We start from the raw sequence: 25,249 nt of genomic DNA on the forward strand, positions 1-25,249 counted from the left end.
TTACTTTTTCAGGAATATAGATTTTTATTATCTTTTCAAACTTTGAGCTATATATTTATTTGAAGTGTAGATGAAGAATGACATTAATCTTTCTTTCGTAAATGTGTTTTGATCATATCCTCTGAAAGCATAGTCGTTTATTCATGTTCCACAGCTGCAAAATTAAGTAATGTTTTATAAAATCAAAACAAAATACGAAATAAAATCTAAAATACTTGCAAATACATATTGTTTGAATATGTATTTGGTTAAGTGTTTATATTACATTTATATCTGTTTTTAATCAAGAAGATAGTGATTATATGATTGCTTTAAAAAGCAAAATGATAGAAATATGCTTTGTTTTAGTGAATAATAAAGATTCTTTTGTTGTTAATAACATAAAAATAGCATCGCTTTATAGAAAAAGGCATTAATGTTAACATAAAAGCAAATGTAAACTATGAGTTTGTTTTTTAGATATAATCTCATTGATTACATTCAAATGAAATTTTTCATAACGAACAAGCTATTTTGAATAATAAAAAATAACTGTTGAGAATTTGCTTTTCATAAGTTCTGCTAGAACATGGTAGATTCTAGTATTAACACATATATTTAAGAGAGCTTATGGAGAAAAAAATTGTTTTATCATTAGCCTGCCTACTTATTGGAATTGGCTTGGCGATTGCGCAAACTCCAAAAACAGTGACGGGACTAGTCATTTTTGAAGAAGACAATCAGCCTATTGTAGGTGCATCTGTTTTGATTAAAGGTACAAACCAGGGGGCGGTAACAGATCTCGATGGTAAGTTTACACTTACTAATGTGCCGGGTACGGCAAAAATACTGAGAATAACTTACGTCGGCATGCAGACGATAGAGGTGAATATAAAAAGCGGGACGATGAAAATCGTAATGAAACCGGATGCTGAAGTTTTGGAAGAAGTGGTGGTTACCGGTATGACAAAGATGGATAAACGACTTTTTACAGGTGCTGCGACCAAATTGTCCAGTGAAGATGTGAAATTGGATGGTTTGGCAGATATTAGCCGTTCGTTGGAAGGACGTGCGGCAGGTGTATCTGTACAAAATGTTTCCGGAACTTTCGGTACAGCTCCTAAAATACGTGTTCGTGGTGCTACATCTATTTATGGTAGTTCTAAACCGTTGTGGGTAGTTGATGGTATCATAATGGAAGATGTTACGGAAGTAAGTGCCGATGAGTTGTCTTCTGGTGACGCCGTTACATTGATTAGTTCTGCCATTGCAGGTCTGAATGCAAATGATATTGAGAGTTTCCAAATTTTGAAGGATGGATCTGCGACTTCTATTTATGGTGCACGTGCCATGGCAGGTGTGATTGTAGTTACTACCAAGAAAGGGCAGGCCGGAAAAAGTCATATTTCCTATACCGGTGAATTTACCATGCGTATGACTCCGAGATATGCTGACTTCAATATTATGAATTCACAGGAACAGATGGGAGTTTACAAAGAGATGAAGGAGAAAGGCTGGTTAAATTTCTCGGATACTTATCGTGCTGCTCAAAGTGGAGTCTATGGTAAGATGTATCAGTTGATGAATACTTATAATCCGGTGACCGGTACATTTGCCTTGGAACACACAGACACTGCAATGAATGATTATTTGCAGGAGGCTGAGTACAGAAATACAGATTGGTTTGATGCACTATTCAGTAATTCTGTGATGCATAATCATTCTGTCAGTCTTTCATCCGGTACGGAAAAAGCTTCTTTCTATGCCTCTTTAAGTGCTATGGCCGATCCGGGATGGTATAAAGATAGTGAGGTAAACAGATATACGGCTAATCTGAATGCTACATATAATATTTCAAAACAGCTATCCATTAATCTTATATCTTCGGCAGCCTATAGGAAACAAAAGGCTCCTGGTACTTTGAGCCAAAGTGTGGATCCTGTATATGGTGAAGTGAAGCGTGACTTTGATATTAACCCGTATTCGTATGCGTTGAACACTTCCCGTGCATTGGATTCAAAGACAATGTATACCCGTAATTATGCTGATTTCAATATCCTTCATGAATTGGATAATAACTATATGAATCTGGATGTGGCAGATTTAAAGTTCCAGGGGGAGTTGAAATGGAAACCTATTACAGGGTTGGAATTTTCAGCATTGGGAGCTGTGAAGTATTCTGCAACTTCACAAGAACACCTCATTACGGATGATTCTAACCAGGCTATGGCTTATCGTGCTATGCCCGATGCTACGGTACGTGATCGTAACCCCTTCTTGTATACTGATCCGGATAACCCATATGCATTACCTATTAGCGTATTGCCTCAAGGAGGTATTTATCAACGTACGAACTATAAGATGCTGGGATATGACTTCCGCGCTACTGGAAGTTGGAATCATGTATTTGCCGAAAAACATATTGTGAATCTTTTTGCCGGTATGGAGACAAACTCTTCCGATCGTAATAAGACTTACTTTAATGGTTGGGGTATGCAATATACGCAGGGCGAAATTCCGTTCTATACTTATCAGTTCTTTAAAAAGAGCATAGAAGAGGGTACTGACTATTATTCATTGACTAATACCCGTTCCAGATCAGCAGCTTTCTTTGCAAACGCTACTTATTCTTATCAGGGTAAATATACGGTGAATGGTACTTATCGTTATGAGGGTACTAACCGTTTAGGCAAGAGTCGTAGTGCACGCTGGTTACCCACATGGAATATATCAGCAGCATGGAATATGCACGAGGAGGAATTCTTTGAGTCATTGAGACCGGCTTTGGCACACTTTGCTTTGAAGGCTTCTTATTCTTTGACCGGAGACCCGGGGCCGAATACGGTTACTAACTCTACCATGGTATTAAAGAGTTATAAACCTTATCGTCCGTTTGCCAACATTCAGGAAAGTGGTCTAAAGATTATAGATTTGGCAAATGACGACCTGACTTATGAGAAGAAACATGAGTTGAATATTGGTGCAGATATGGGATTCCTGGACAATCGCATCAACTTTGCTATTGACTGGTATAAACGTGATAACTATGATTTGATTGGTGTGATACAGACTCCCGGTGTCGGAGGACAAATTCGTAAACTGGCTAATGTGGCTACCATGAAATCACATGGTGTTGAATTTACGCTTTCTACACGAAATATTCAAACGAAAGACTTTGGGTGGACTACGGATTTTATCTTCTCTCAGGCAAAAAATGAAGTTACAGACCTGGAATCGGATGCAGAAGTTATTGACGTGGTTTCCGGTACAGGATTTGCACTTAAAGGTTATCCGGTACGTGGGTTATTCTCGTATCAGTTTAAGGGATTGAATGAAGATGGTTTACCTACTTTTATTGATCAGAATGGAAACTTGACGAGTGATGGTAATGATATTGATTTTCAAAGTCAGAAACTGGATTATCTAAAATATGAAGGTCCGACTGATCCTACTATTACCGGTAGCTTCGGAAATATATTCCGTTACAAAGGGTTTAAACTGAATGTATTTATCACTTACTCATTCGGTAATGTTATTCGCCTGGATCCCGTATTCAGTAACGAATATACGGATCTGACTTCTATGCCGAAAGAGTTTAAAAATCGTTGGGTACTGGCAGGTGAAGAGAGTATAACCACAATACCAACGATTGTAACGAAGCGGCAGAGCGATACTGATAATCACTTAAAAACTCTTTATAACGCATACAATTATTCTACGGAACGTATAGCTAAAGGGGATTTTATTCGTATGAAAGAAATATCAGTTTCTTATGATTTCCCGAAGAAGTGGTTAGAGAAAATATTTATTAATGATCTTTCTTTAAAGTTGCAAGCTACTAACTTGTTCCTGATCTATTCGGATGATAAACTGAACGGACAAGATCCTGAGTTCTTCCGTTCCGGTGGTGTAGCAGCTCCTGTACCTAAGCAGTTTACATTGACTTTGAGACTTGGTATTTAAAACATTAAAAGCTAATTAGATTATGGAAAAGAAATATATATATTATCCATTTATGGTATTGGCGATGACTGTAGCATTGTCATCCTGTGACGACTTTTTGGATGAAATGCCGGATAACCGTACAGAACTGGATACGGAAGCCAAAATAACCAGCATGCTGGTATCTGCTTATCCTGAAACTAACTATGCATTGCTGGCTGAGATGTCATCTGATAATGCGGATGATAATGGTGGCACCTGGACTGCGTATAACAAGTTGCAGGAAGAAGCCGCTACCTGGAAGGATGCGACATATAAGGAAGAAGACAGCCCATATTCTTTGTGGAATGATTGCTATAAGGCGATTGCAGCAGCTAATGCAGCTCTGGATGCTATTAATACTATGGGGAACCCGTCATCTTTGGATCCTCAGAGGGGAGAAGCATTGTTATGCCGTGCCTACAACCACTTTGTTCTGGTCAATATTTTTAGTAAGGCGTATAGTCCGAAAACCAGCACTACGGATTTAGGCATTCCATATATGACTCATTTGGAAACTACCGTGTCTCCTGAATATACTCGCGGAACTGTAGCGGAAGTCTATGAAAAAATTGCAGCTGATATAGAAGCCGGACTACCTTTATTGAATGATGCTATTTATTCTGTTCCTAAATATCATTTTAATAAAAAAGCCGGATATGCTTTCGCAACACGTTTTTATCTTTATTATGTAAAGGATGATAAATCAAACTATGATAAGGCCATTCAGTATGCAACGGTGGTTCTGACAGAAAATCCGACGGCAATGTTGCGGGACTGGGCTACTGTCGGAGCACTGAGTCCTAATAACTCTATCCGTGCCACTGCATTTATCAATGTAAGCGAGAAGGCTAATCTGTTATTATATTCAACGAGTTCTTCATGGGGAAGAATTCACGGACCTTATGGGTTAGGAGAAAAATATACTCATAATGATATGATAGCCAATAAGGAGACTTGTAAGACAATCTCTATCTGGGGTGGTTATTCCATGCTTTATTTCAGCATACCGTCTTATCAGGGACTTCCCAAAGTTATAATGGGAAAGATGGCTGAATATTTTGAAATAACAGATCCTGTGAATGATATCGGTAATGCTCATGTGATGTTTCCAGCTTTCACAACTGATGAGGTAATTCTGAATCGTGCTGAAGCCTACACAATGAAAAAAGACTATACGAAAGCAGCAGCAGATTTGGATACATGGATACATGCTTTCACTAAATCCACGAATACTGTAACGGTAGAGTCTGTCAATGCATTGTATGGAGAATATTCAGAAGCAACCGGTACGGGTATGAAATTTTATACTCCGAAAGCTCCTACTCCTAAAAAGGCGCTGCATCCTGATTTTACGGTAGAATCGGGTACACAAGAAAACCTTATTCATGCAATTTTGCATGTACGCCGTATATTGACTTTGCATGAAGGCTTGCGTTGGTTTGATATTAAGAGATATGGTTTGGAAATTTATCGTCGTACTGTATATAACAATGAAATTACTGTGAACGATGAATTGAAAGCGGATGATTCACGTCGGGCTATTCAGTTACCGCAAAGCGTAATAACAGCAGGATTGGAAGCTAATCCGCGTAATTAATCGGTTAATTTTAAAAAGAAAAATTATGAAGAAATATTTATATATATTAGGCATAGCGGCTTCATTGCTGAACTTTACAAGTTGTAGCGAAGATGATCTGGACCCTAAGAGCATTTTTGAAGATCAGCCGACAAGTGAACAAAATGATTTTGATAAATGGATCCTCGCTAACTATACAATGCCTTATAATATCGCATTGAAATATCATATGGAGGATATTGAATCTAATCATGATTATACTCTGGCTCCTGCTGATTATGATAAATCGGTGAAGTTGGCGCATATCGTGAAGTATGCATGGCTGGAAACCTATGATGAAGTGGCGGGTATCGACTTTACGCGTCAGTATGTGCCCAAAGTTCTTCATTTGGTAGGTTCCGCTGCCTACGAGGACAATGGAACGATGGTGCTTGGTACTGCGGAAGGTGGGTTAAAGGTTACTTTATATCTTGTAAACAATCTGAAGATAGATGCAGATTTTCTGAATGAGTACTATTTTAAGACCATGCATCATGAGTTTGCCCATATCCTTCACCAGACAAAGAGTTATGATCCAGATTATGACCGTATTTCCGAGGGGCTTTATGTGAGTGGTGACTGGTATCTGGAGTCTGATGAAGATGCGTTGGCAAGTGGTTTCATTTCTCCTTATGCAATGAGCGAACCTCGTGAAGATATTGCGGAAGTTACTTCTATTTATATCACAAATACGGCTGAGTATTGGGCGAAGCAGATGGAAACAGCCGGAACCAAAGGTGCTGAAATCATCAATCAGAAATTGACGATTGTAAAGAATTACATGCAAACAGCATGGAATATTGATATGGACGAACTCCGTGACGTTGTTCAGCGTCGTATGAGTGATGTTGTGACCGGAGAAATTGATTTGGAAACACTTAAATAAATATGAGAAATGATGAAAAAAATATATTATATTCTATTTTTATTGCTCGCCGGATTCTGCTTCAACTCATGTGTAAGTGAAGAAGAGGACTTATTTGATAAGTCGGCAGCTGAAAGGATGAATGAAGCTTTGACTAAATATAAAGCTATTCTTCAGGATGATCCGCAGGGTTGGGTAATGGAGTTCTATCCGAGCGACCGTTCGATGGGTGGATATACTTATACTGCAAAGTTCGATAATGGTAAGGTTGATATGACTTCGGAATTATCTTTAAATTCCAGCAGCGGTGATAAATGGCCGGCTGGTACGGTAGTGACTTCGTATTACCGGGTTATCTCCGAACAAAGTGCACTTCTTACATTCGATACTTACAATTTGTTGTTCCATTTCTTTTCAGAACCAAGAGGGTCCAGTGATGTTGACGGATATGCCAGCGACTATGAGTTTGTGTTTATGGAAGTGAGTGAAGACCGCATTGTACTAAAAGGAAAGAAATATGGCAATAAGATGGTCATGACTAAACTGACTGAGAGTGCTGGTAGCTATATGCAAAAGGTACTGGATATGCAGGAAAAAATGGCAGCCGTACCTCGCATGAAAATGGTAGTGGGAGGAAAAGAATATACTGTCAGCATGGTGGGCAAATTACTTTCTTATACGGATATGAAAGAAGACAGCTCCTTGGAAAATATAGACATGGCATATATTTATACTCCGGATGGAATAAATCTCTATGAACCGCTTACGGTAAATGGAATTACTTTTCAACGCTTAGTCTATGACGATGCTACGGGGGCTATAAAAGCTACGGATGCAGATGTTTCTTTTCCTTATCCTACAGCTTTGGAGCAGTTCTGTGGGACAACTTCTCAATGGTACCTTTCTTTTGATATAGCTGCGGGGACTGGAGATATGGACAAGGAACTGATGGATTTATTCAGTAATGCTTATGCAATAAATAAATCGACCCAGTATGAAGAGTTTATTGGTTGGTATATTGGAGCAAATTCTGCCTATCCGGGAAATGATACAAACCCATATTGTATGGGTTGGGAATCTAATTGGTTAGGATTACAGGTTTGGGATGTTGCATATGGATATAAAATGTCTATTGTAGATGAGGCGAGCAAAAAAATCTCTCTTCAATCCACTGCTCCTGGCATTAACTATGATTTTTATGTATTCTTAGATCCTATCATAGAGTATGTTGACGCACATAGTCCCTATACTGTGGAATTTGATGATGATCAGACTCCTACTACTGCTAAGTTGGTTAGTACAGTTGATAATAAGGTCTGGTTTAGTTTAACTAAGCAATGATTTATTAATTAAGAAAGATACTGTTATGAATAGGAAAGTAATTTTATCTGTAGTGGCCTCTATGATAGTGCTTTTAGTTGGAATCCCCTTCTTTATGTATGGAGAAGATGGATATTCATTCCCACAAGCATTGTTAATGGTTATTTTAATAGATTTGTTGTGTTATTCACCGGCAAATTTGGTGATTGCTAAGAAATCTGATGAAATTTCTGTCTTGAAGCAAATACTGAAGTATATAATAGTGGCGGCACTTATTATGTTGTTACTGATATTCTTTGATAGTAAACATTCTTTTGCGGAATCGTTGTGTATTGCATTGGGAGTAACTTTCTTTATTTATCTCTCTGATACAATTATTAATGCTTCGGTTCGAAAACTTTTGAAAACTAAAAAATAAACTGTTTAGCGTATGAAAAAAATAAATATTTTATGGATGCTGATCGGATGCCTGTTCTTGGTAACGTCCTGTTCAGATGATGATGATTCTGCCGTTGCATCCTTACAGGTGATAAAGTCTGATGTATCTTTCACTGCCATCGCAACTACCGGCACTATAGAGGTACAAAGTAATTCTGCCATTACGGCGGTAAGCAATCAGGATTGGTGTACGATTACTGTTAACGGTAATGTCGTGACAGTGGCGGTTCCTACTTATACAGGTCTTGTAGGCCGAAATGCGGTTGTTGAAATATCGAATACCTTAGATAGCAAGGTGCGTGTACCTGTGTCACAAGCCGGTGGAGTATGGTATGTGAACGGAGATGATCTTTACGGACTGTCTGACGAAGAAAGTACTATAACGATCCCTGTGAAGAGTGATTATGACTATACTGTTGATATGCCGGCTTGGATAACCGGTGAGAAAGTAAAAGAAGGTTATAATTTTACTTTAACAGAGAATACGACTGGAAATGCCCGTAAAGGAACTGTAATATTCAAGAGCCAAAAAGGAACTAAAGAAATAACTTTTGTTCAGTTTGGTGTGAATGATATTGCAGGTACTTATGAAGCTACTTATTCTACTTTTGGTGAAGGGGATGATTGGGTGAGTGAAACTGTGAAAATAGAACTTTTGCAAGATGAAGAAAATGAAGCGGTTTTCTATGCAGACGGTCTGAGTTCTATAAGAGGAGTTGTATTGCCTCTGAAATTCGATGGTGAAACCTACCAATTGAGTGCCCTTAACGGACAATATCTTGGATTTATAGAATCACAAAAATGGTATCTTTATACCATTGTGAGAAGTGAAGCGGGCTATGTACATGCGGACACATCATTGTCCTATCCAGCTATAGCTGAGCTTGATGTAGACGATGAAGAATTAATGCCTTTCTTCCCTTTCAAGGATAAAAAGGGATTTTCTTTTACAGGAGAAACAGGGACTATAAAGAGTTTTATCGATGCTATAGGAGTTTATGTCTTTGCTTCTAAGTCTCCAACGTTTGGTAACAATAATAATCTTGGTTATTATGATATCTTTAAAGATCTATCAATAAAGAAAATAAAAGCAGATCATTAGAATTCTCTCTGACGAATTAGGTTTAACTTTATGTTGACCTATAGAAGAAAGCCGTTTCTGTGAAGAAACGGCTTTTTGTGTCTACTATCGTGTGTCTTTCATAAGAGCTGTTGAAATCTCGTCATTTTATTGACATCCTAACTTCACTTTCTTGTAGCGTAGTTGAAATCTGTAGCCTCCACCTTTGCACCCCGAAAGGATTCTTGATTTATTTTATCAATTGAACAGTATGAAAGTGAAAAGATGTTTTTTAGAATGGAGTTTGGTAAGCAGGCGTTTTGCCGTTGCCCTCACCTTTGTTTTAGGGGGAGGAATGTTGCTTGCTGCTAATCTTGTTCCACTGAAAGGTGTGGTAAAAGATGCCTCAGGAGAACCGCTGGCCGGCGTTACGGTGAGAATCAAAGACGGAAAGTCGGGAACAATCACTGATGTGAACGGACATTTTGTCTTGGATGTAGAGAAAGGGAAAAAACTGTTACTGAGCTATATCGGATACTCAGAAACAGAAGTATTGGTAAAAGATGACCAGCAAATGCAGATCGTACTTAAGGAAGATGCGCAACAGTTGCAGGAAGTGGTGGTCGTAGGTTACGGTACGGCAAAGAAAGTAAATCTGGTGGGTGCTGTGGACCAGATTGATAGCAAGCAGATTGCAGAGCGCGGTAACAGCAACATTTCTCGTTCGTTGCAAGGTATGGTGCCGGGGCTGAACATTACATTCAGTGACGGTAAACCTTCGCGTATGCCATCCATTAATCTTCGTGGAACAGGAAGTATTGGTGCGGGTGGTAGTGCCCTTGTGTTGATAAACGGGGTGGAGGGTGACCTCAACTCGGTGAATCCCGCAGATGTGGAAAGTGTATCTGTACTGAAGGACGCTTCATCGGCTGCTATCTATGGTGCACGTGGTGCTTTCGGAGTTATATTGGTAACTACCAAGAACGCTACTGCCGGAAAGACGAAAATCAATTATAACGGAAGTTTCTCCATGCATCAGCGTACGGTGAAGACAGAAGATGGTATCGTTAGTAATGGTTTACAGTGGACCGATGGCTGGTATACGGCTTATCTGGAAGGTCAGGAGGCGCCTCCGGGAGGTATCAATAATGTATTTAAGTACTCTACCGACTGGTATAATGAATTGGTAAGACGCGATGCCGATCCTTCTCTGGATAAAGTGCGTGTCAATGATAAGGGGGAATATGAATACTTTGGTAATACCAACTGGCTGGATATCATTTATAAAGATCAGAACTATTCCACTGAACATAATGTCAGCATTAGTGGGGGAAATGAGCGTGCCCGGTATTATGTGTCAGGACGCTACTACAATCAGGATGGCATTTATAATGCCGGAGACGAAAAGTATACGCAGTATAATATCCGTTCAAAAGGAGAAATACAAATCAATAAATCTCTTTTGTTGGAGAATAATACGGATGTCATGATTTTCCGTTCCCACCAGCCCATGGTGATGTACGACCGTCAGAATATAACCCGCCAGGCACAACATCAGGGCTATCCGGTGACTATGGAGAAGAACCCTGACGGTACTTGGACCGAGGCAGCCGTATATATCGGATGGGCAGGTTTTGTAGAAGGGACTTCCTGGCAAAAGGACAATAAACTGGATGTACGCAATACGACGACTTTGACGTATACACCTATAAAACAGCAATTGATCTTTAAAGGTGACTTTACTTATTACAGTAGCAAGTCCACCCGTCTAAGAGCCGAGAACCAGTATAATTACTATACAGGACCGGAAATAATGGGAACCCGTAACACATTCAGTTCTCTGGAAAATATGGATTATAACAAGGAATATCTCTCAAGCAATATTACCGGTAACTATATTCCTAAATTTTCTAATTCCGATCATTACCTGAATGTACTGTTGGGCTGGAATCTTGAGCACCAGGATTATAAAACGATACAAACTTATCGCCGTGGTCTGATTAGTGCCACTAAGCCGAGTTTTGCTCTTATGGATGGTGATTATTATACTACGGGACAAGGCGGAAATGAGTGGGCTTATGTAGGTTTCCTCTATCGTCTGAACTACAATTATAAGAGTCGTTACCTGGCAGAAGTAAGTGGACGTTATGATGCCTCTTCCAAATTTCCCGAGAATCAGCAGTGGGGATTCTTCCCTTCCGGATCACTGGGCTGGCGTATTTCTGAAGAGCCTTTTATGAAATCTACCCGCAATTGGCTGGATAACTTGAAAGTCCGTGCTTCCGTAGGTAGCCTGGGCAACGGTAATGTAAGCCCTTACCTCTATCTTTCTACAATTCCCATTAAGAAAACATCCGTTATTTTGGGTGATGCATTGCAGACGTATGCCACTACTCCGAATATCGTTCCCAACAGTCTGACTTGGGAGAAATCGACAACTTATGATATTGGTCTGGATGTCGATATGCTATCTAACCGTTTGTCGATGGTGTTCGACTACTATCAACGCTATACAACGGATATGTATACAGTAGGTCCTACTTTACCTGCCGTACTGGGAGCCGCTACGCCTAAAGGTAACAATGCGGAGATGAAAACCAAGGGCTGGGAACTTTCGATCATGTGGCGTGACAACTTTACACTGGCTAATAAGCCATTTAATTACAGTGTAAAAGCTATGTTGTGGGATAGCCGTACCTGGGTTACTAAATTCAATAATCCTACGAAACTACTCTCCACTTATTATGAGGGACAGGAAATCGGTACTATCTGGGGATATCATATCGAAGGATTATTTAAAGATCAGGCTGAAATAGATGCTCATGCAGACCAGTCCAAACTAAAAGTATCCGCTACGAATATTCTGAAACCGGGTGATCTGAAATTTGCCGATCTCGACAAAAGTGGTACGGTGGATAATGGTCAGAATACATTGGATGATCACGGTGACCTGAAGGTTATCGGAAATACTACGCCTCGCTATCAGTTCGGTCTCAATTTGAGTGCCAATTGGAATGGTATTGGTATTAGTGCTTTCTTTCAAGGTGTAGGCAAGCGAAACTGGTATCCGCATCGCGAGTCAGCTTTCTTCTGGGGGCAATATGACCGTCCTTACAGCTATATGCTGAAGGAACATACCGGAAATAATGTATGGACAGAAGAAAACCAGAATACCGATGCTTATTGGCCCCGCTACCGTGGCTATCTGGCAAATGGCTCTACAAAGGCGTTGGGTATCCAGGCCAATGACCGCTATTTACAGAATATAGCTTATGTCCGTCTGAAGAATCTTCAGATAGATTATACTTTTAATAAGAAGTTTTGCGATAAACTGCACTTGCAGGATTTGAAGATTTACCTTGCCGGTGAGAACCTGCTGACATGGACACCGCTGAACAAGCATACTAAAATGTATGATCCCGAAGGTATCAGTGCCGGTGATGCAGATTTCCGTTCTACTGCCGATACTGATGGAGACGGATATGGTTATCCTATTTTGAGCAGTTATACAATCGGTATCAATGTAACCTTTTAACACAGAAGATGAGTATGAAAAAATATTGGTTGATAGGTCTGTATGCTTTGGCTCTGACCTCTTGTGATAGTTTTTTGAATTGTGAGCCTGAGAACAGTTTTTCTTCCGAAGGCTTTCTGGAGTCGGAATCGGACTTACGGCTTTATACAAATGGTTTTCTGCAAAGTTTCCTACCCAGCGAAGAAACAATAGCCTGGGGTGGTGACCAGTATGCAGACTTTTGTGCAACTCGTTCGTCCACTACTTTTTTGATCGGTGACACGTGGGATGATACCCAACAAGGTGGTTGGGGAACCGGCGACTGGGGAGATCTGCGACAAATTAATTACTTTCTCGATAATCTGCCGAATGCTAAAGGCAAAGTAACGGATGCCATTTATTTACATAATGAAGGTGTAGGACGTTTTTGGCGTGCTTATTTCTATTATGGTATGGTCAGAACGTTCGGTGATGTGCCTTGGTATGAAACGACATTGGATGTGGATAATAGAGATGAATTATACAAACCACGTGATAAGCGTGAGGTTGTTATGGATAAGATTTTGGAAGATCTCGATTTTGCCTGTACCAATTGTTCCACGGATAAGACCTTGACAGAAAGTAGCACATTGATAACGAAATGGGTGGCATTAGCACTCAAATCCCGTATCTGCCTGTTCGAAGGTACCTACCGTAAATATCATACGGAGTTAGGACTGCAAAGCTCGGCTGAAAAATTTCTGCGTGCTTCTATTGCCGCATCCGAAGAACTGATGACGAAAGGCCCTTATAAATTACTGAATACGGGAGATGCGGAGACACAGTATCGTTCTCTGTTTACATCGGAAGAACTGAACACAACGGAGGTAATCTGGGGTATTGCCTTCAAAAAGGATTTGCGTATGCACTCTATTACCTGGAAACTATTCTCAGCCTCATTTGGTGCAAACTGGTCATTGGTACGGCCTTTTGTCAATATGTATCTGATGCGCGACGGTAATCGTTTCACTGACCGTACGGATTATGCTACCATGCAGTATATGGATGAGTTCCAGAATCGTGATTGTCGCTTGATGCAAACAGTTATTTCGCCGTCTTACCAGCGAAAAATAAGTGGTACGGTGAAGCCGGATGCACCTAATTTCTCTATGACATCCACCGGCTATCAGCTTATTAAATGGGCTATAGATGACGATGTGCATGTAGGAAAGGCTACTGCCAATAACTCTATTCCTATTTTCCGTTATGCGGAAGTATTGCTGAATTATGCAGAAGCGAAAGCGGAATTAGGAGAATGTGATGAAACGGTGTGGAATGCTACGGTCAAACCATTACGCGAACGTGCCGGAGTGGAAGGGAAGATCCCTGCAACCTATGACCCGTATGTAGCCGCTTACTTTAAAAATCAAACAACGGATAAATGGGTGTTGGAAGTACGTCGTGAACGTGGTGTGGAGTTAGCTTTTGAGGGAGTTCGCTATGATGATATCATGCGCTGGAAACAGGGGGACTTGATCGAAAATGTATGGCAAGGTATTTACATTCCCCAGAAAGGCGAAGCGTATGACCTGAACGGTGATGGTATAAAAGACGTAGCTGTGGTGGATAAAGAGCCGCCAGCCGATGAGAAGATTAAAGGCGTACAATATGTGGTAATTGGTAAAACCAACCGTTTGTCCGAAGGTGACCACGGATATATTGAATTTGGCTTTAGCCAGGGACGTAAATGGGATGATAAGAAATACTTGCGCCCGATACCGTTGACGGCTACCCAGATAAATCCGGCTTTATTGCCTCAAAACCCAGGTTGGTAATAGTAACTTTAATGATAAAAATAAATAGATAACATGAAAGTAAAGAAAGTATTAGTAAGTGCGTTCCTTTTGGCAACCTGCCTGATGAATGTACAGGCGCAACGCCGGAATGAAATTCAGGTTCCCGATTTAGATGGATACACTACTTTGAAGTGTGATTTTCATATGCACACTGTTTTCTCTGATGGTCTGGTTTGGCCTACGGTACGTGTAGATGAGGCTTATCGTGAAGGACTGGATGCAATTTCTCTGACAGAACACATCGAATATCGTCCTCATAAAAAAGATGTTGTGGCAGATCATAACCGTTCGTTCGATCTTTGTTAGAAACAGGCTGAAAAGCTGGGGATACTTTTAATCAGAGGTAGTGAGATTACTCGTCCGATGGCTCCCGGACACTTTAATGCCATTTTTCTGGCTGACTCCAATCCATTGGAACAAAAAGAGTATAAAGATGCTTTCAATGAAGCCAAAAAGCAGGGAGCATTTATTTTCTGGAATCATCCCGGATGGGCAGCCCAACAACCGGATACTACTAAGTGGTGGCCCGAGCATACAGAACTCTATAATGAAGGTTGTATGCATGGCATTGAAGTAGCAAATGGCCCTCTGTATATGCCTGAAGCTGTTCAATGGTGTTTGGATAAGAATCTGACAATGATTGGCACTTCCGATATCCATCAACCCATTCAGACTGATTATGATTTCTCTAAAGATGAGCATCGTACCATGACATTCGTCTTTGCGAAAGAACGTTCCTTGAAAGGCATCCGTGAAGCATTGGACAATCGTCGCACTGCTGCTTATTATCGAGAGTTGGTGATTGGACGTGAAGACTTGCTTCGTCCATTCTTTGAAAAATGTGTAGAAATAGAAGAGATCAGCCGTAATGAGAAAGGAGTGACGCTCTCTATAACCAATACTACGGATTTAGTCCTGAAACTGAAAAAGACGGCACATGATACTTCTCTGGTCTATTTTCGGGATATGACGCTGAAGCCGCATACACGTTATAGTGTCCGTATCGGATTTGATAATAGCATCAAAGGAGGAGATATGAATTTTGAAGTGACGAATTTTATAGTGGCTCCTGATAAAGGATTGGAGTATACTATTTCTCTGTAAAAAGGGTTTGTTTTGTTAAGTTGCCCGGTCTTGAAATATATCAGGACCGGGCATATTGTATATGTAACTATTCTATTTCCAAGAGGTCGCTCATGATACCGTCTGAGATGAAAATACCCTCTCTGGTTAGCTTTAACCGATCGTTATGTAACTCTAATTTTCCATTTCCCAGATAAGGTTTGGCTTGTTCCAAACAATATTTCCAAAGTCGGTCGCCAAACTTCTTTTTCAGCTCTTCAGTGGATATTCCCCACATTGTGCGCAGACCTGTGATGATGTATTCATTGTAGCGGGTTTGTGTGTCCAGTTGTTCTGTTTCGTGTTGGCGTTGCCCTTGTTCTATGGATGAAAGATACTGATTTAGTGAGGCTACATTCCATTCGCGTGAGTCTCCATCAAAGGAATGTGCGGACGGGCCGCATCCCAGATAAGGGATACCTTGCCAATAAGAAGTATTGTGTCGGGAGTACATTCCCGGTTTGCAGAAATTGGATATTTCGTAGTGTTCGTATCCAGTGGCAGAAAGGGTGTCTATCAATGTGGAGAAGAAGTTCAGACTACTGTCCTCATCTACTTGAGATACAGAGTGCTGTTGCAGCATTTTGTAAAGTGGTGTACCTTCTTCGTAAATCAGATGGTAGGCTGAAATATGCTCTACATCAAGACTGACAGCCTGCTGTAAATCCTGTGCCCAACGTTGTTCAGTCTCTCCGGGCAAACCATAAATTAAATCGATGCTGATATTCTGAAAACCTGCTTGCCGACAGCGTTTTACTGCTTCTATGGCTTGTGTGGCATTGTGCCGTCTGTTCAATAATTGCAGTGTTGCATCATCAAAAGTTTGTATTCCCATGCTGATACGGTTGAACGGTAGAGTGTGCAACATTCCGATATATTCTTCCGTAAGGTCATCGGGATTTGCTTCAAGCGTTATTTCTGTTGCTTCCCTCATTCCGTAAACCTGTTCAATCGTTTTGAAAACCTCCTTAAAGTCTTCCTCCGATAACTGTGACGGTGTACCTCCACCGAAATAAATGGTTTCAACAGCTTCCCCTTTCAGATATTCCTTGCGTTCCGTCAACTCCCGGCAAAGGGCACGGATATATTGCGATTTCAATTCCGAACGTGTAGTGGAATAGAAATCGCAATAAATGCAACGTGTCTTGCAGAAGGGGATATGTATGTAGATGCCTGCCATAATTATATTGTTTCTGTAGAAGAGCTTTCGTAGCTCTTACTTTGGCGGCAAAGATAACTATTCCTTCCGAAACTTATATCAGGGGAGAGAAACCGTCTTTACCGTCCCGTCAGAGAAATAAATGGTTATAGTGTCTCCGGTCTGTTTAAAGGACTTTACAGGTGTCAGTTCCTTTTTAGTAAATGGCTTGCCACTCTTTTTCCATAATTGTAGTGTGATAAAGACTTTATCACCGGAATGAGTTGTGGCTGCATTGATTACAGAACATTTATTACTTACCGGATGTAGTCCTTCAGTCTGTACAAATTCCACTTCCGACCAACCCTGGAGATTGATAAGCGCTGTTTGATAGGCACCATTATCCATGCAGTAGGCAGTGTATCCTCCGGCCTTTTGTTCCTTTGTAACAATGTGACTTTCTAATTCCGGTAATGAATAGTGTCCGTAACGTAATTCTGTCGTAAGCGGGAAAGAAACTTTGTCTACACGCAGAATACCGTTAGGAAGCGGAATATCTGCCAGACGGAATTTGATTTCCGGGTTTGTTTCAAGTTCTGCATCCCGGTAGTAAATTCCGTCTTCAAACTTTTTGAATGTATAGAGGCGCAATACTTCCCATTCTTGTTTGTCATTCAGTACAGCATAGTTCATGGACACTTTACCATCTGGGCTGTCTGCCATCCAGGGGAATGCAGTGTTATAAGACAGTTTATTATAATTTTCGGTAGAACGGAATTTCTGCCAGTCTTTGGCAACTGTTTCATGGCACCATGCACGTATTTCCGAAGTACCGCTATTGGGATAGTTGGTCACTAAAGTGTTGGAACCTTCCATAAACTTATTGTATACTTTGCTGGATTGAAGTTCTTTTTCCCAAGCTCCGTTATTCTCAATAGCTGTCCAGAACGGATTATCGGCAGGTAATAATAATCCAAGGAACGCTTTCCCCATCCAGTAAACGCTGCCACGACAACTATAAATCTGTACGGCAGGCTCAAAAGCCCCATAGAATCCCAGCGTGGGTACCCGGTCTTTCATTAATGCAGGATTTTCAAGGAATTGGAGCAAGGTGGAAGAGGCAATGCGGCGCATCCAGCCATAGTTGATAGACGGATCATTGAGCCACCCCATCAGCGGGAAGGGCACAGCGGCAGCTATACGGTACGTAATACTGCGTCCATACATATTCATTTTTCCATCTTCGGCAAACATGTAGGGATAATTAGGGACCAGGTCACGGAAGTTGCTGACAAACTGTCGTCCGGCTTCCGGATTGAACTTCTCACCGTAGTAATGCGCCCAAATCATACCATACATCTGAAAAGCCCACATACTATAATAATCATAGGCCGGACTATCATTATACCATCCATATCCACGATATTGTGCCAGTGATTTTTGCAGCAATTCATCCATATAACCGTCTTTGACCTCATAACCCTGATCTTTGAAGAAAGACATGACGAATATATTAAAAAAACGCCAGTTAGAACCGATTGTAGGCCCGTTGCCATAACTAAGCATCAATGCGGCAAGATCATCTTTCTCCTTTTGTGTCAATGGTTCCCAAATAATTTCAGGCATTACAGTAAGTGACAGGGCGAGTGCTCCGAATTCTACAAGCGTCTGGCTTGGCCCACCTTTGAGATGTTGAATATATCCGGGCTTAGACGGATCACTCATGTTGCGCAACTGTTGCCGGTAATAATCTCCGACTTTGATTCCATTCAGTACCAGATCCGGATTTTCTTTTAGTAGCGGAATTGCTACGAACATAGTGCGGCAAAGTCCCTCTAAATTCTCCGTTTTATTAGGTTTTCCATCTGTTGGATAACTCTTTCCCGGCTGTTTCGGGAAATGCATCGGATCGTCCGGTGTGTGGATGTAGCTGAATGCTCCGTCCAGTAAATAGGTTGCAGCATCAAGCCAATGTTGGCGAGTCATACCGGTGAGAGGACTCAACTTGTAGTCCGGTTGTACTAAATGAAATACGGAATCATTTTTAGCCTGTGGCAGGGAGGCATTTACTTTTAATGAAACTAATAAAGTAAATAGTAATAATCCTCCGGTCATTTTTGAGAATACAATTTTCATCATTGCGTGTGTATTACATGGTAAGAATATTCTTATTTATTTTTCTCTGCAAAGAAAAGGTATTCTCTGCAATGTAAACGGCTACTTTAGTGCCAAAAAGGGTGAAATTTAGATCAATATTGTCTTTTGGGGCTTATCAGCTCCTTATCCGAATCGTATCTGGACCGTACTTGCTCCGTACGTTCTTCGGTCAGAAGTACCTCTGGACGGAGAAACTACGGACTTGGTACGGAGCAAGTACATCCCGGGTACGTCCCGATATAGAATTATTGAAATATAATATTACCAATGGATAAGATACTTTTAGATATATTTACGTATATTTGTCGGACTTTATTAATTATATTCTAAACCAAGTTAACCATGAAGGTAATGTTTACAATGAAAGAAAAAATCTGGAGTTTTGTGTTTTGCTTTGGAATATTTTTCCCTTTGGTATGTCAGGCCATCGCAACACCTAAGCCAAACACTCTGGTGTTTAAGTCTTCATCCATATTGAACAGTTTGCCCAGTAAAGATGTGCAATCTGTCTATCAGGATCGCGACGGATATATCTGGATATCTACCCGTAATGGACTTTTCCAATATGATGGTTATTCTCTTACTACTTATAAATCCAATCTTTTTCGCACTGATTTGCTGACCAATAATAATGTTTTCTGTGTGGCAGAGGATGCAAAACACCGTCTTTGGATTGGTACTTACAGTGGTCTGAATGTTTTGGACAAGAAAACGGGTGCGATACGGAAAATAGATCATCCGGAGATGAATGGTAATAGTATCCCTAAAGTCCTGATAACCAGTGATGAACGTATTCTGTTTGCAACAGATTGGGGAGTGTATGAGTATCAGGAAGATAAAGATGATTTCTTATGCCATGGTGGCGAAAATACAGGGAATGTGATGCCCAGGACTGCCATCAAATCTCTGTTTGAAGATGACCGGGGAGATATTTGGATTGGAACATGGGATGCAGGGTTGTATCGTTATGAGAAGAAAACCGGGAAATATTTCAGATACCCGCGGTTGAATGAACAAAACTCTGCTCATTATGTATTTCAGGACAGTCAGAAGAATATTTGGGTAGGTACTTGGCGTGGCGGTTTGGTTTTGTTGAAAGATGCCTACCAGCCGGATAAGACCACTTGGATTACTTATCGGTATGATGAAAAGAACCTTGCCGGTATCTCGGATGATATTATCTATGCGTTATCCGAAGATCTTAATACTCATTCTTTATGGGTAGGAACCCGTAAAGGACTCAGTGTACTTCCGTTGACAGGGAATTACACGGGTGCTGAGACTTTCAGTAATTATTATCCCAGTGAATCGGATAGTTCTATAGCCAGTGACGAAGTGGCTTCCCTTTTGCGTGATCGTCAGGGCCTGATGTGGGTAGGTATGATTGGTGGAGGTGTAAACAAAGTGAGTACTCGAAAAGCTGATTTCTATTGGGATCAGTTGTTGGAAGTCAAACGGATGCTGAAGACTACTTCGGTTCGCAGTATTTTGCTGGATGATGAAGGATTACTTTGGCTGGGAATAGGAACTTATGGATTAGGGGTGAAGAATCGTCAAACCGGGAAATTTACTTATTATACTCAAATGCCTGAATTCGACCGTTATCGTGGTATTTCTACGGTTATGTCTATGATGCAACATTCCGTAACGGGACATATTTGGATTGCAGCTTATGACGGAGGAGTTTATGAGGTAGATAAGAAGGCGCCTGTGGCACAGAGGGTGAGGAATTATTATGCTCAGGATGCGCCGTGGTTGGCAGGTTCCTGTGTTTTTCATATCTATGAAGACTCAAAGCACAACCTTTGGTTTGCTACGCGTAATGGAGTTTCAATGCGTACAATGGATGGAGAAGCGGTGCGGTTGGATACTTTGCAAGTAGGAAATAGCCAGATGAGAAACGTTCCGACTATGTATATGACCGAAGGAAATGACGGAGATATGTGGGTGGCTTCCAATACACATGGAGTTTTTCGGCTTCATTGTGATGAAAAAGGGAGCTATACCGTTTCATGTTATTCTGCTACGAATGGAAAGCTCAACAGTGTGTATGCCGATTGTCTTTACACAGATGCCAAAGGACGCATTTGGGTAGGAACAGGAGGCAGTGGACTGAATCTGTATGATGAAGCAACCGACACTTTTCTTCCGGTACATGCGAAATGGAATCTTCCGGGAGATGCGGTTGTCAGTATCAGGAGTGATAAAGAGGGTGATTTATGGTTGGGTACGAATGCTGGATTGATAAAACTTGCCCTATCGGATAACTTGGAAAGTGCGACATTCCGTTTGTACACCACAGTAGATGGTTTGCAGGACAATATATTTATTCGTAGTGCCCAGGCGGTTGCAGCTGACGGTGAAATGTTCTTCGGCGGACACCGGGGATATAATAGCTTTTATCCTGAGAATCAGCAGGAGCAGCCTTTTTCTTCTTCTGTGATAGTGACTGACATTAAGATTTTCAATCAGTCATGGGGAAATCTGCCAGCTAAAGAGCGAATGGAGATTTCAGAACTTTCACCCGCTTTTGCAGATGAGATACAGCTGGACCATTGGCATAATAATTTCAGCATCGAATTTTCGGCATTGGAGTATGCTAATCCGGAGAGAAACCAGTATGCTTATCAGTTGGCAGGTTTCGATTCTGACTGGCAATATACGGGTGGGGCCAAGCGTTTTGCTTATTATAATAACCTGAAGCCCGGAACTTATACTTTCCAATTGAAAGCTTCTAATGCCAATGGCATTTGGGATGATGAGATGCTCCGGATGGAAGTCGTTATTTTACCGCCTCCCTGGAAAACATGGTGGGCTTACACCTTATATATTATATGTGTTTGTGTTATTATCTATTATACTTTCCGGGTGATACGTAATCGAATCCGTTTGCGAAATGCTCTGCATTTGCGTGAGATGGAACAAGCTAAGGCAGAAGAGGTTAATCATGCTAAATTACAATTCTTTACTAATATTACTCACGAGCTACTGACTCCGTTAACCATTCTTTCTGCTTCGGTGGATGAGCTGAGACGGACCGCACCCACGTATAAGGAGCAATATAGAGTGATGAATAACAATATCAATCGCCTGATACGTTTGCTGCAACAAATCCTTGAATTTCGTAAGTCGGAGACAGGAAATCTTAAGCTGCGGGTTTCCGAAGGTGACCTTACGCAATTTGTACATCGCAGTCTGGATAGCTTCCGCCCGTTGATGAAGAAGAAAGATATTCAGTTTCAGATTTCATGTTCACCCGATTCTTTCAACGCTTATTTTGATCCGGACAAACTTGATAAGATACTCTATAATTTACTGTCTAATGCTTCTAAATATAATCGTGCCGGTGGTCTGGTTAGTGTGGAACTGTCTGAAAATGAAGACCGAACAGCACGATTAGTGGTGAAAGACAATGGCCCCGGTATATCAGTAGAAGCCCAGAAGAACCTTTTCAAACGCTTTTATGAAGGAGATTACCGGAAGTTCAAGACTATTGGAACCGGCATCGGTTTGTCATTGGTTCGCGATTTGGTAGTGCTGCATCATGGCACTATTACGGTAGAAAGTGAAGAAGGAAAAGGTACATTGTTTATTGTAAACTTTCCGGTTCTTCGTAATTCGTATGCAGAGGAAGAAATAGAAGAAAGTCTGCCGACAGATGCGGAAGAAGCAAAGCAAGAACTCTTATCAGATGAGTTTGGCGAAAATGTCTCTGATGATGATAGTGAGGAACAAGCCGAGCCGACTGCTATCCGGTCTTCGTACTCTTTACTGATTGTTGAGGACAATGAAGAGTTATTGCAGTTAATGACGAAATTGTTGGGTGCGGATTATATGGTTTACACAGCTAATAACGGTAAGGAAGCTATAGATGTGGTAGAGCAGGAAGAGATCGATCTGATTGTTTCTGACGTAATGATGCCTGAGATGGATGGCATTGAATTCTGCCAGTATATTAAAAATAAGTTTGAAACATCCCATATTCCTGTAGTTTTGCTGACGGCTAAGAATAAGGAGGAAGACCGGGTTGAGGCTTATGAGTCCGGTGCTGATGGCTTTATCAGTAAACCTTTCAATCTGAGTGTTCTCCATGCACGTATCTCCAACTTGCTTCGGAGCCGTGAACGTATGGGAAAGGACTTCAAGAAACAGTTGGTATTTGAAGCTAAAGAATTGAATTACACCAGTGTTGATGAGGGTTTCCTGCAACGGGCTATTGATTGTGTGCATCGTCATTTGGATGATCCGGATTTTGATCAGGCGAAGCTGTTGGAGGAGATGTATATGGCTAAATCGACTTTCTTCAGGAAGTTGAAGTCATTGACCGGTCTTACTTATGTTTCCTTTATCCGGAATATTCGTATGAAAGCAGCCTGTCGTATAATGGAAGAGAAGAAGAATATTCGTATTTCAGAATTGGCGTATGCTGTGGGTTATAATGATCCGCGTTATTTCAGTAATAGTTTTAAGAAAGAGTTTGGTATGCAACCTTCCGAATATATGGAGCGCTTTACTTCGAATGGCACAGTGGAAGATGATGTTCCGGAAACATAGAGCATATATTTATTAACCATCTTGTCTTTTATACTGCAAGAACAACTTCCGGAAAATGGAATGTTGTTCTTGCAGTCTTATTGTGTTACTTACCCGTTTATTCGTTTTATACATTTCTTTTAAAACTCTCTCACATTTGAAAACTTATGTAGAATAATGTTTCATTTCATGTAGAAAATTGTGTCATGAGACAAATTAGCATCTGTTTGGGCTGTTGTAGAAGGCATATTGCTTTTTGCCCCCATACTTTTGTGTCGCAATCAAGAATGAAAATGATAGAGTTTTTTTTAGTTCTTGTTGTAAATAACAAACCAATGTTTAATCTTAAAATTAATGAGAAACATGAAAAACAAAAGAGGCAAATTGATTACAGTACTTTTTGTTGCTGCAATGTCTGTTAGTCTTTTTACAGGGTGTAGTGACGATGCTACAATTACTGGATTGGATGAAGGTGCATTGCCTGAATTGGCATCCGACACAAGGGCTGTTACAGATGAGTTGATCGAATCAGATTCAATCAGTAACTTTAGTTTATTAGCTGCAACTGAATATAGTGATGCAGAGTTAAAAGAGCGCATAAGGAATGGGTGGTGGAAACAGTATGCTTATACTTTGCCGAATGGTAAAGTAACTCCGGAAATATCAGGATATACTGATTATACGCAGAATATATATCCGGATGCTACTACATTATTCTTTGTTGGAAGTGAGGTGTTGAAAAATGTTGATGTACAATTCTCTCAAATAGGTACAACTCCATACTATTATGAAGAAATTAGTACTGGATTTTATGAATTTAAGGTTGCTTATCCTGTTCCTGTATTTTTTGAATTCGTAAGTAAAAAAACAGGAGAGCTAGTTGATACTATTATCTTTTTTCCTAGCCGTTCTGTCCAGTAAGGGCTATATAATGAGACTTAATAATTAAATATATGTTTAATCTTAAAATTATTGCTAATGGAAAAGCAAGAAAATTTCTGTAAACGACAGGCTCAAAAATTATGTCGATTATTTCCAGTTGCAATTTTATTGTTTTTGTTTTTATCTGTTCCTCTTAAGGGATATAGTAATGAAGCTTTCTCTTCAGAAGGCATGCAACAAAATACAGTAAAAGTGACTGGTACAGTTAAGGATACAAATGGGGAGCCGATAATTGGTGCCAATGTAATGGTAGTGGGGTCGGCTACTGGTGTTATTACTGATATCGATGGTAATTTCACACTTAATGTTCCTGTAGGAAGTAAGTTACAGTTTAGTTTTATTGGTTATAAGGAACAGGTAGTTCCTGTTAAAAAAGGTATTAGTCTTAATATAGTATTAGAAGAAGATGCCCAGATGTTGGGTGAAGTAGAGGTGGTAGCTTACGGTGTACAGAAAAAAGTATCAGTTACAGGCGCCATTTCTTCAATGAGAGGAGATGACTTGTTAAAGACTCCCGCAGGATCAATTTCTAACATCCTTTCTGGGCAGGTAACCGGTATTTCTTCTGTGCAATATTCTGGTGAACCGGGTGCTGATGCTGCTGATATCTACGTACGTGGTATAGCTACCACTAATAATGCCACTCCATTGATTCAGGTGGATGGTGTGGAACGTGATTTCTCTCAGATTGACCCGAATGAGATAGAGAGTGTAACTATATTGAAAGATGCTTCTGCAACTGCTGTA

At 40.6% G+C, this 25,249-nt stretch carries 13 protein-coding genes and 1 pseudogene; 12 read left to right on the forward strand and 2 right to left on the reverse strand.

Going from position 1 to position 25,249, the window contains the following annotated elements; genetic code table 11:
• The first annotated feature begins 609 nt into the window (after positions 1-609).
• The 9 genes and pseudogenes from BACCELL_RS03620 (at position 610) to BACCELL_RS03660 (ending at position 15,714) form a co-directional block, all read left to right on the forward strand.
• Positions 610-3,942 carry a SusC/RagA family TonB-linked outer membrane protein gene (locus BACCELL_RS03620; RefSeq protein WP_007210193.1) on the forward strand — a complete coding sequence of 1,111 codons (3,333 nt, stop codon included), beginning with the start codon at positions 610-612 and terminating at the stop codon, positions 3,940-3,942.
• Between the two features lie 22 nt (positions 3,943-3,964).
• Complete coding sequence (locus tag BACCELL_RS03625) at positions 3,965-5,560, forward strand: RagB/SusD family nutrient uptake outer membrane protein (RefSeq protein ID WP_007210194.1); 1,596 nt, start codon at positions 3,965-3,967, stop codon at positions 5,558-5,560.
• 25 nt (positions 5,561-5,585) lie between these two features.
• Positions 5,586-6,464 carry a zinc-binding metallopeptidase gene (locus tag BACCELL_RS03630; protein ID WP_007210195.1) on the forward strand — a complete coding sequence of 293 codons (879 nt, stop codon included), beginning with the start codon at positions 5,586-5,588 and terminating at the stop codon, positions 6,462-6,464.
• A 9-nt stretch (positions 6,465-6,473) separates the two neighbouring features.
• Entirely contained in the window at positions 6,474-7,784 is a 1,311-nt protein-coding gene (locus tag BACCELL_RS03635) for a DUF4302 domain-containing protein (protein ID WP_007210196.1), read from the forward strand.
• A gap of 25 nt (positions 7,785-7,809) precedes the next feature.
• Complete coding sequence (locus tag BACCELL_RS03640) at positions 7,810-8,181, forward strand: hypothetical protein (protein ID WP_007210197.1); 372 nt, start codon at positions 7,810-7,812, stop codon at positions 8,179-8,181.
• Between the two features lie 12 nt (positions 8,182-8,193).
• Positions 8,194-9,303 carry a BACON domain-containing protein gene (locus BACCELL_RS03645; protein WP_007210198.1) on the forward strand — a complete coding sequence of 370 codons (1,110 nt, stop codon included), beginning with the start codon at positions 8,194-8,196 and terminating at the stop codon, positions 9,301-9,303.
• 229 nt (positions 9,304-9,532) lie between these two features.
• Positions 9,533-12,796 carry a SusC/RagA family TonB-linked outer membrane protein gene (locus BACCELL_RS03650; protein WP_007210199.1) on the forward strand — a complete coding sequence of 1,088 codons (3,264 nt, stop codon included), beginning with the start codon at positions 9,533-9,535 and terminating at the stop codon, positions 12,794-12,796.
• A 14-nt stretch (positions 12,797-12,810) separates the two neighbouring features.
• The gene (locus tag BACCELL_RS03655; protein WP_044153271.1) at positions 12,811-14,589 is read left to right on the forward strand and encodes a RagB/SusD family nutrient uptake outer membrane protein; all 1,779 of its coding nucleotides are present in this window, start codon (positions 12,811-12,813) and stop codon (positions 14,587-14,589) included.
• 33 nt (positions 14,590-14,622) lie between these two features.
• Positions 14,623-15,714, forward strand: a pseudogene (locus BACCELL_RS03660) (Sb-PDE family phosphodiesterase).
• A gap of 67 nt (positions 15,715-15,781) precedes the next feature.
• Here BACCELL_RS03660 and hemW read toward each other — a convergent pair.
• Positions 15,782-16,912 (reverse strand): radical SAM family heme chaperone HemW, encoded by a 1,131-nt coding sequence (gene hemW, locus BACCELL_RS03665; RefSeq protein WP_044153272.1) that lies wholly within the window; start codon positions 16,910-16,912, stop codon positions 15,782-15,784.
• 78 nt (positions 16,913-16,990) lie between these two features.
• Positions 16,991-19,009, reverse strand: coding sequence for a DUF2264 domain-containing protein (locus BACCELL_RS03670; protein ID WP_007210204.1), 2,019 nt, complete (start codon positions 19,007-19,009; stop codon positions 16,991-16,993).
• 360 nt (positions 19,010-19,369) lie between these two features.
• Between BACCELL_RS03670 and BACCELL_RS03675 the strand changes: the two genes are divergently transcribed.
• From BACCELL_RS03675 to BACCELL_RS03685, 3 genes are all read left to right on the forward strand, one after another.
• Positions 19,370-23,581, forward strand: coding sequence for a hybrid sensor histidine kinase/response regulator transcription factor (locus tag BACCELL_RS03675; RefSeq protein WP_007210206.1), 4,212 nt, complete (start codon positions 19,370-19,372; stop codon positions 23,579-23,581).
• Between the two features lie 342 nt (positions 23,582-23,923).
• The gene (locus BACCELL_RS03680; protein ID WP_149950011.1) at positions 23,924-24,481 is read left to right on the forward strand and encodes a hypothetical protein; all 558 of its coding nucleotides are present in this window, start codon (positions 23,924-23,926) and stop codon (positions 24,479-24,481) included.
• 57 nt (positions 24,482-24,538) lie between these two features.
• Positions 24,539-25,249, forward strand: a 711-nt coding sequence (locus tag BACCELL_RS03685; RefSeq protein ID WP_007210208.1) for a carboxypeptidase-like regulatory domain-containing protein, incomplete at its 3' end; no start/stop codon positions are given.

The organism is Bacteroides cellulosilyticus DSM 14838, from assembly GCF_000158035.1.
GTDB lineage: Bacteria > Bacteroidota > Bacteroidia > Bacteroidales > Bacteroidaceae > Bacteroides > Bacteroides cellulosilyticus.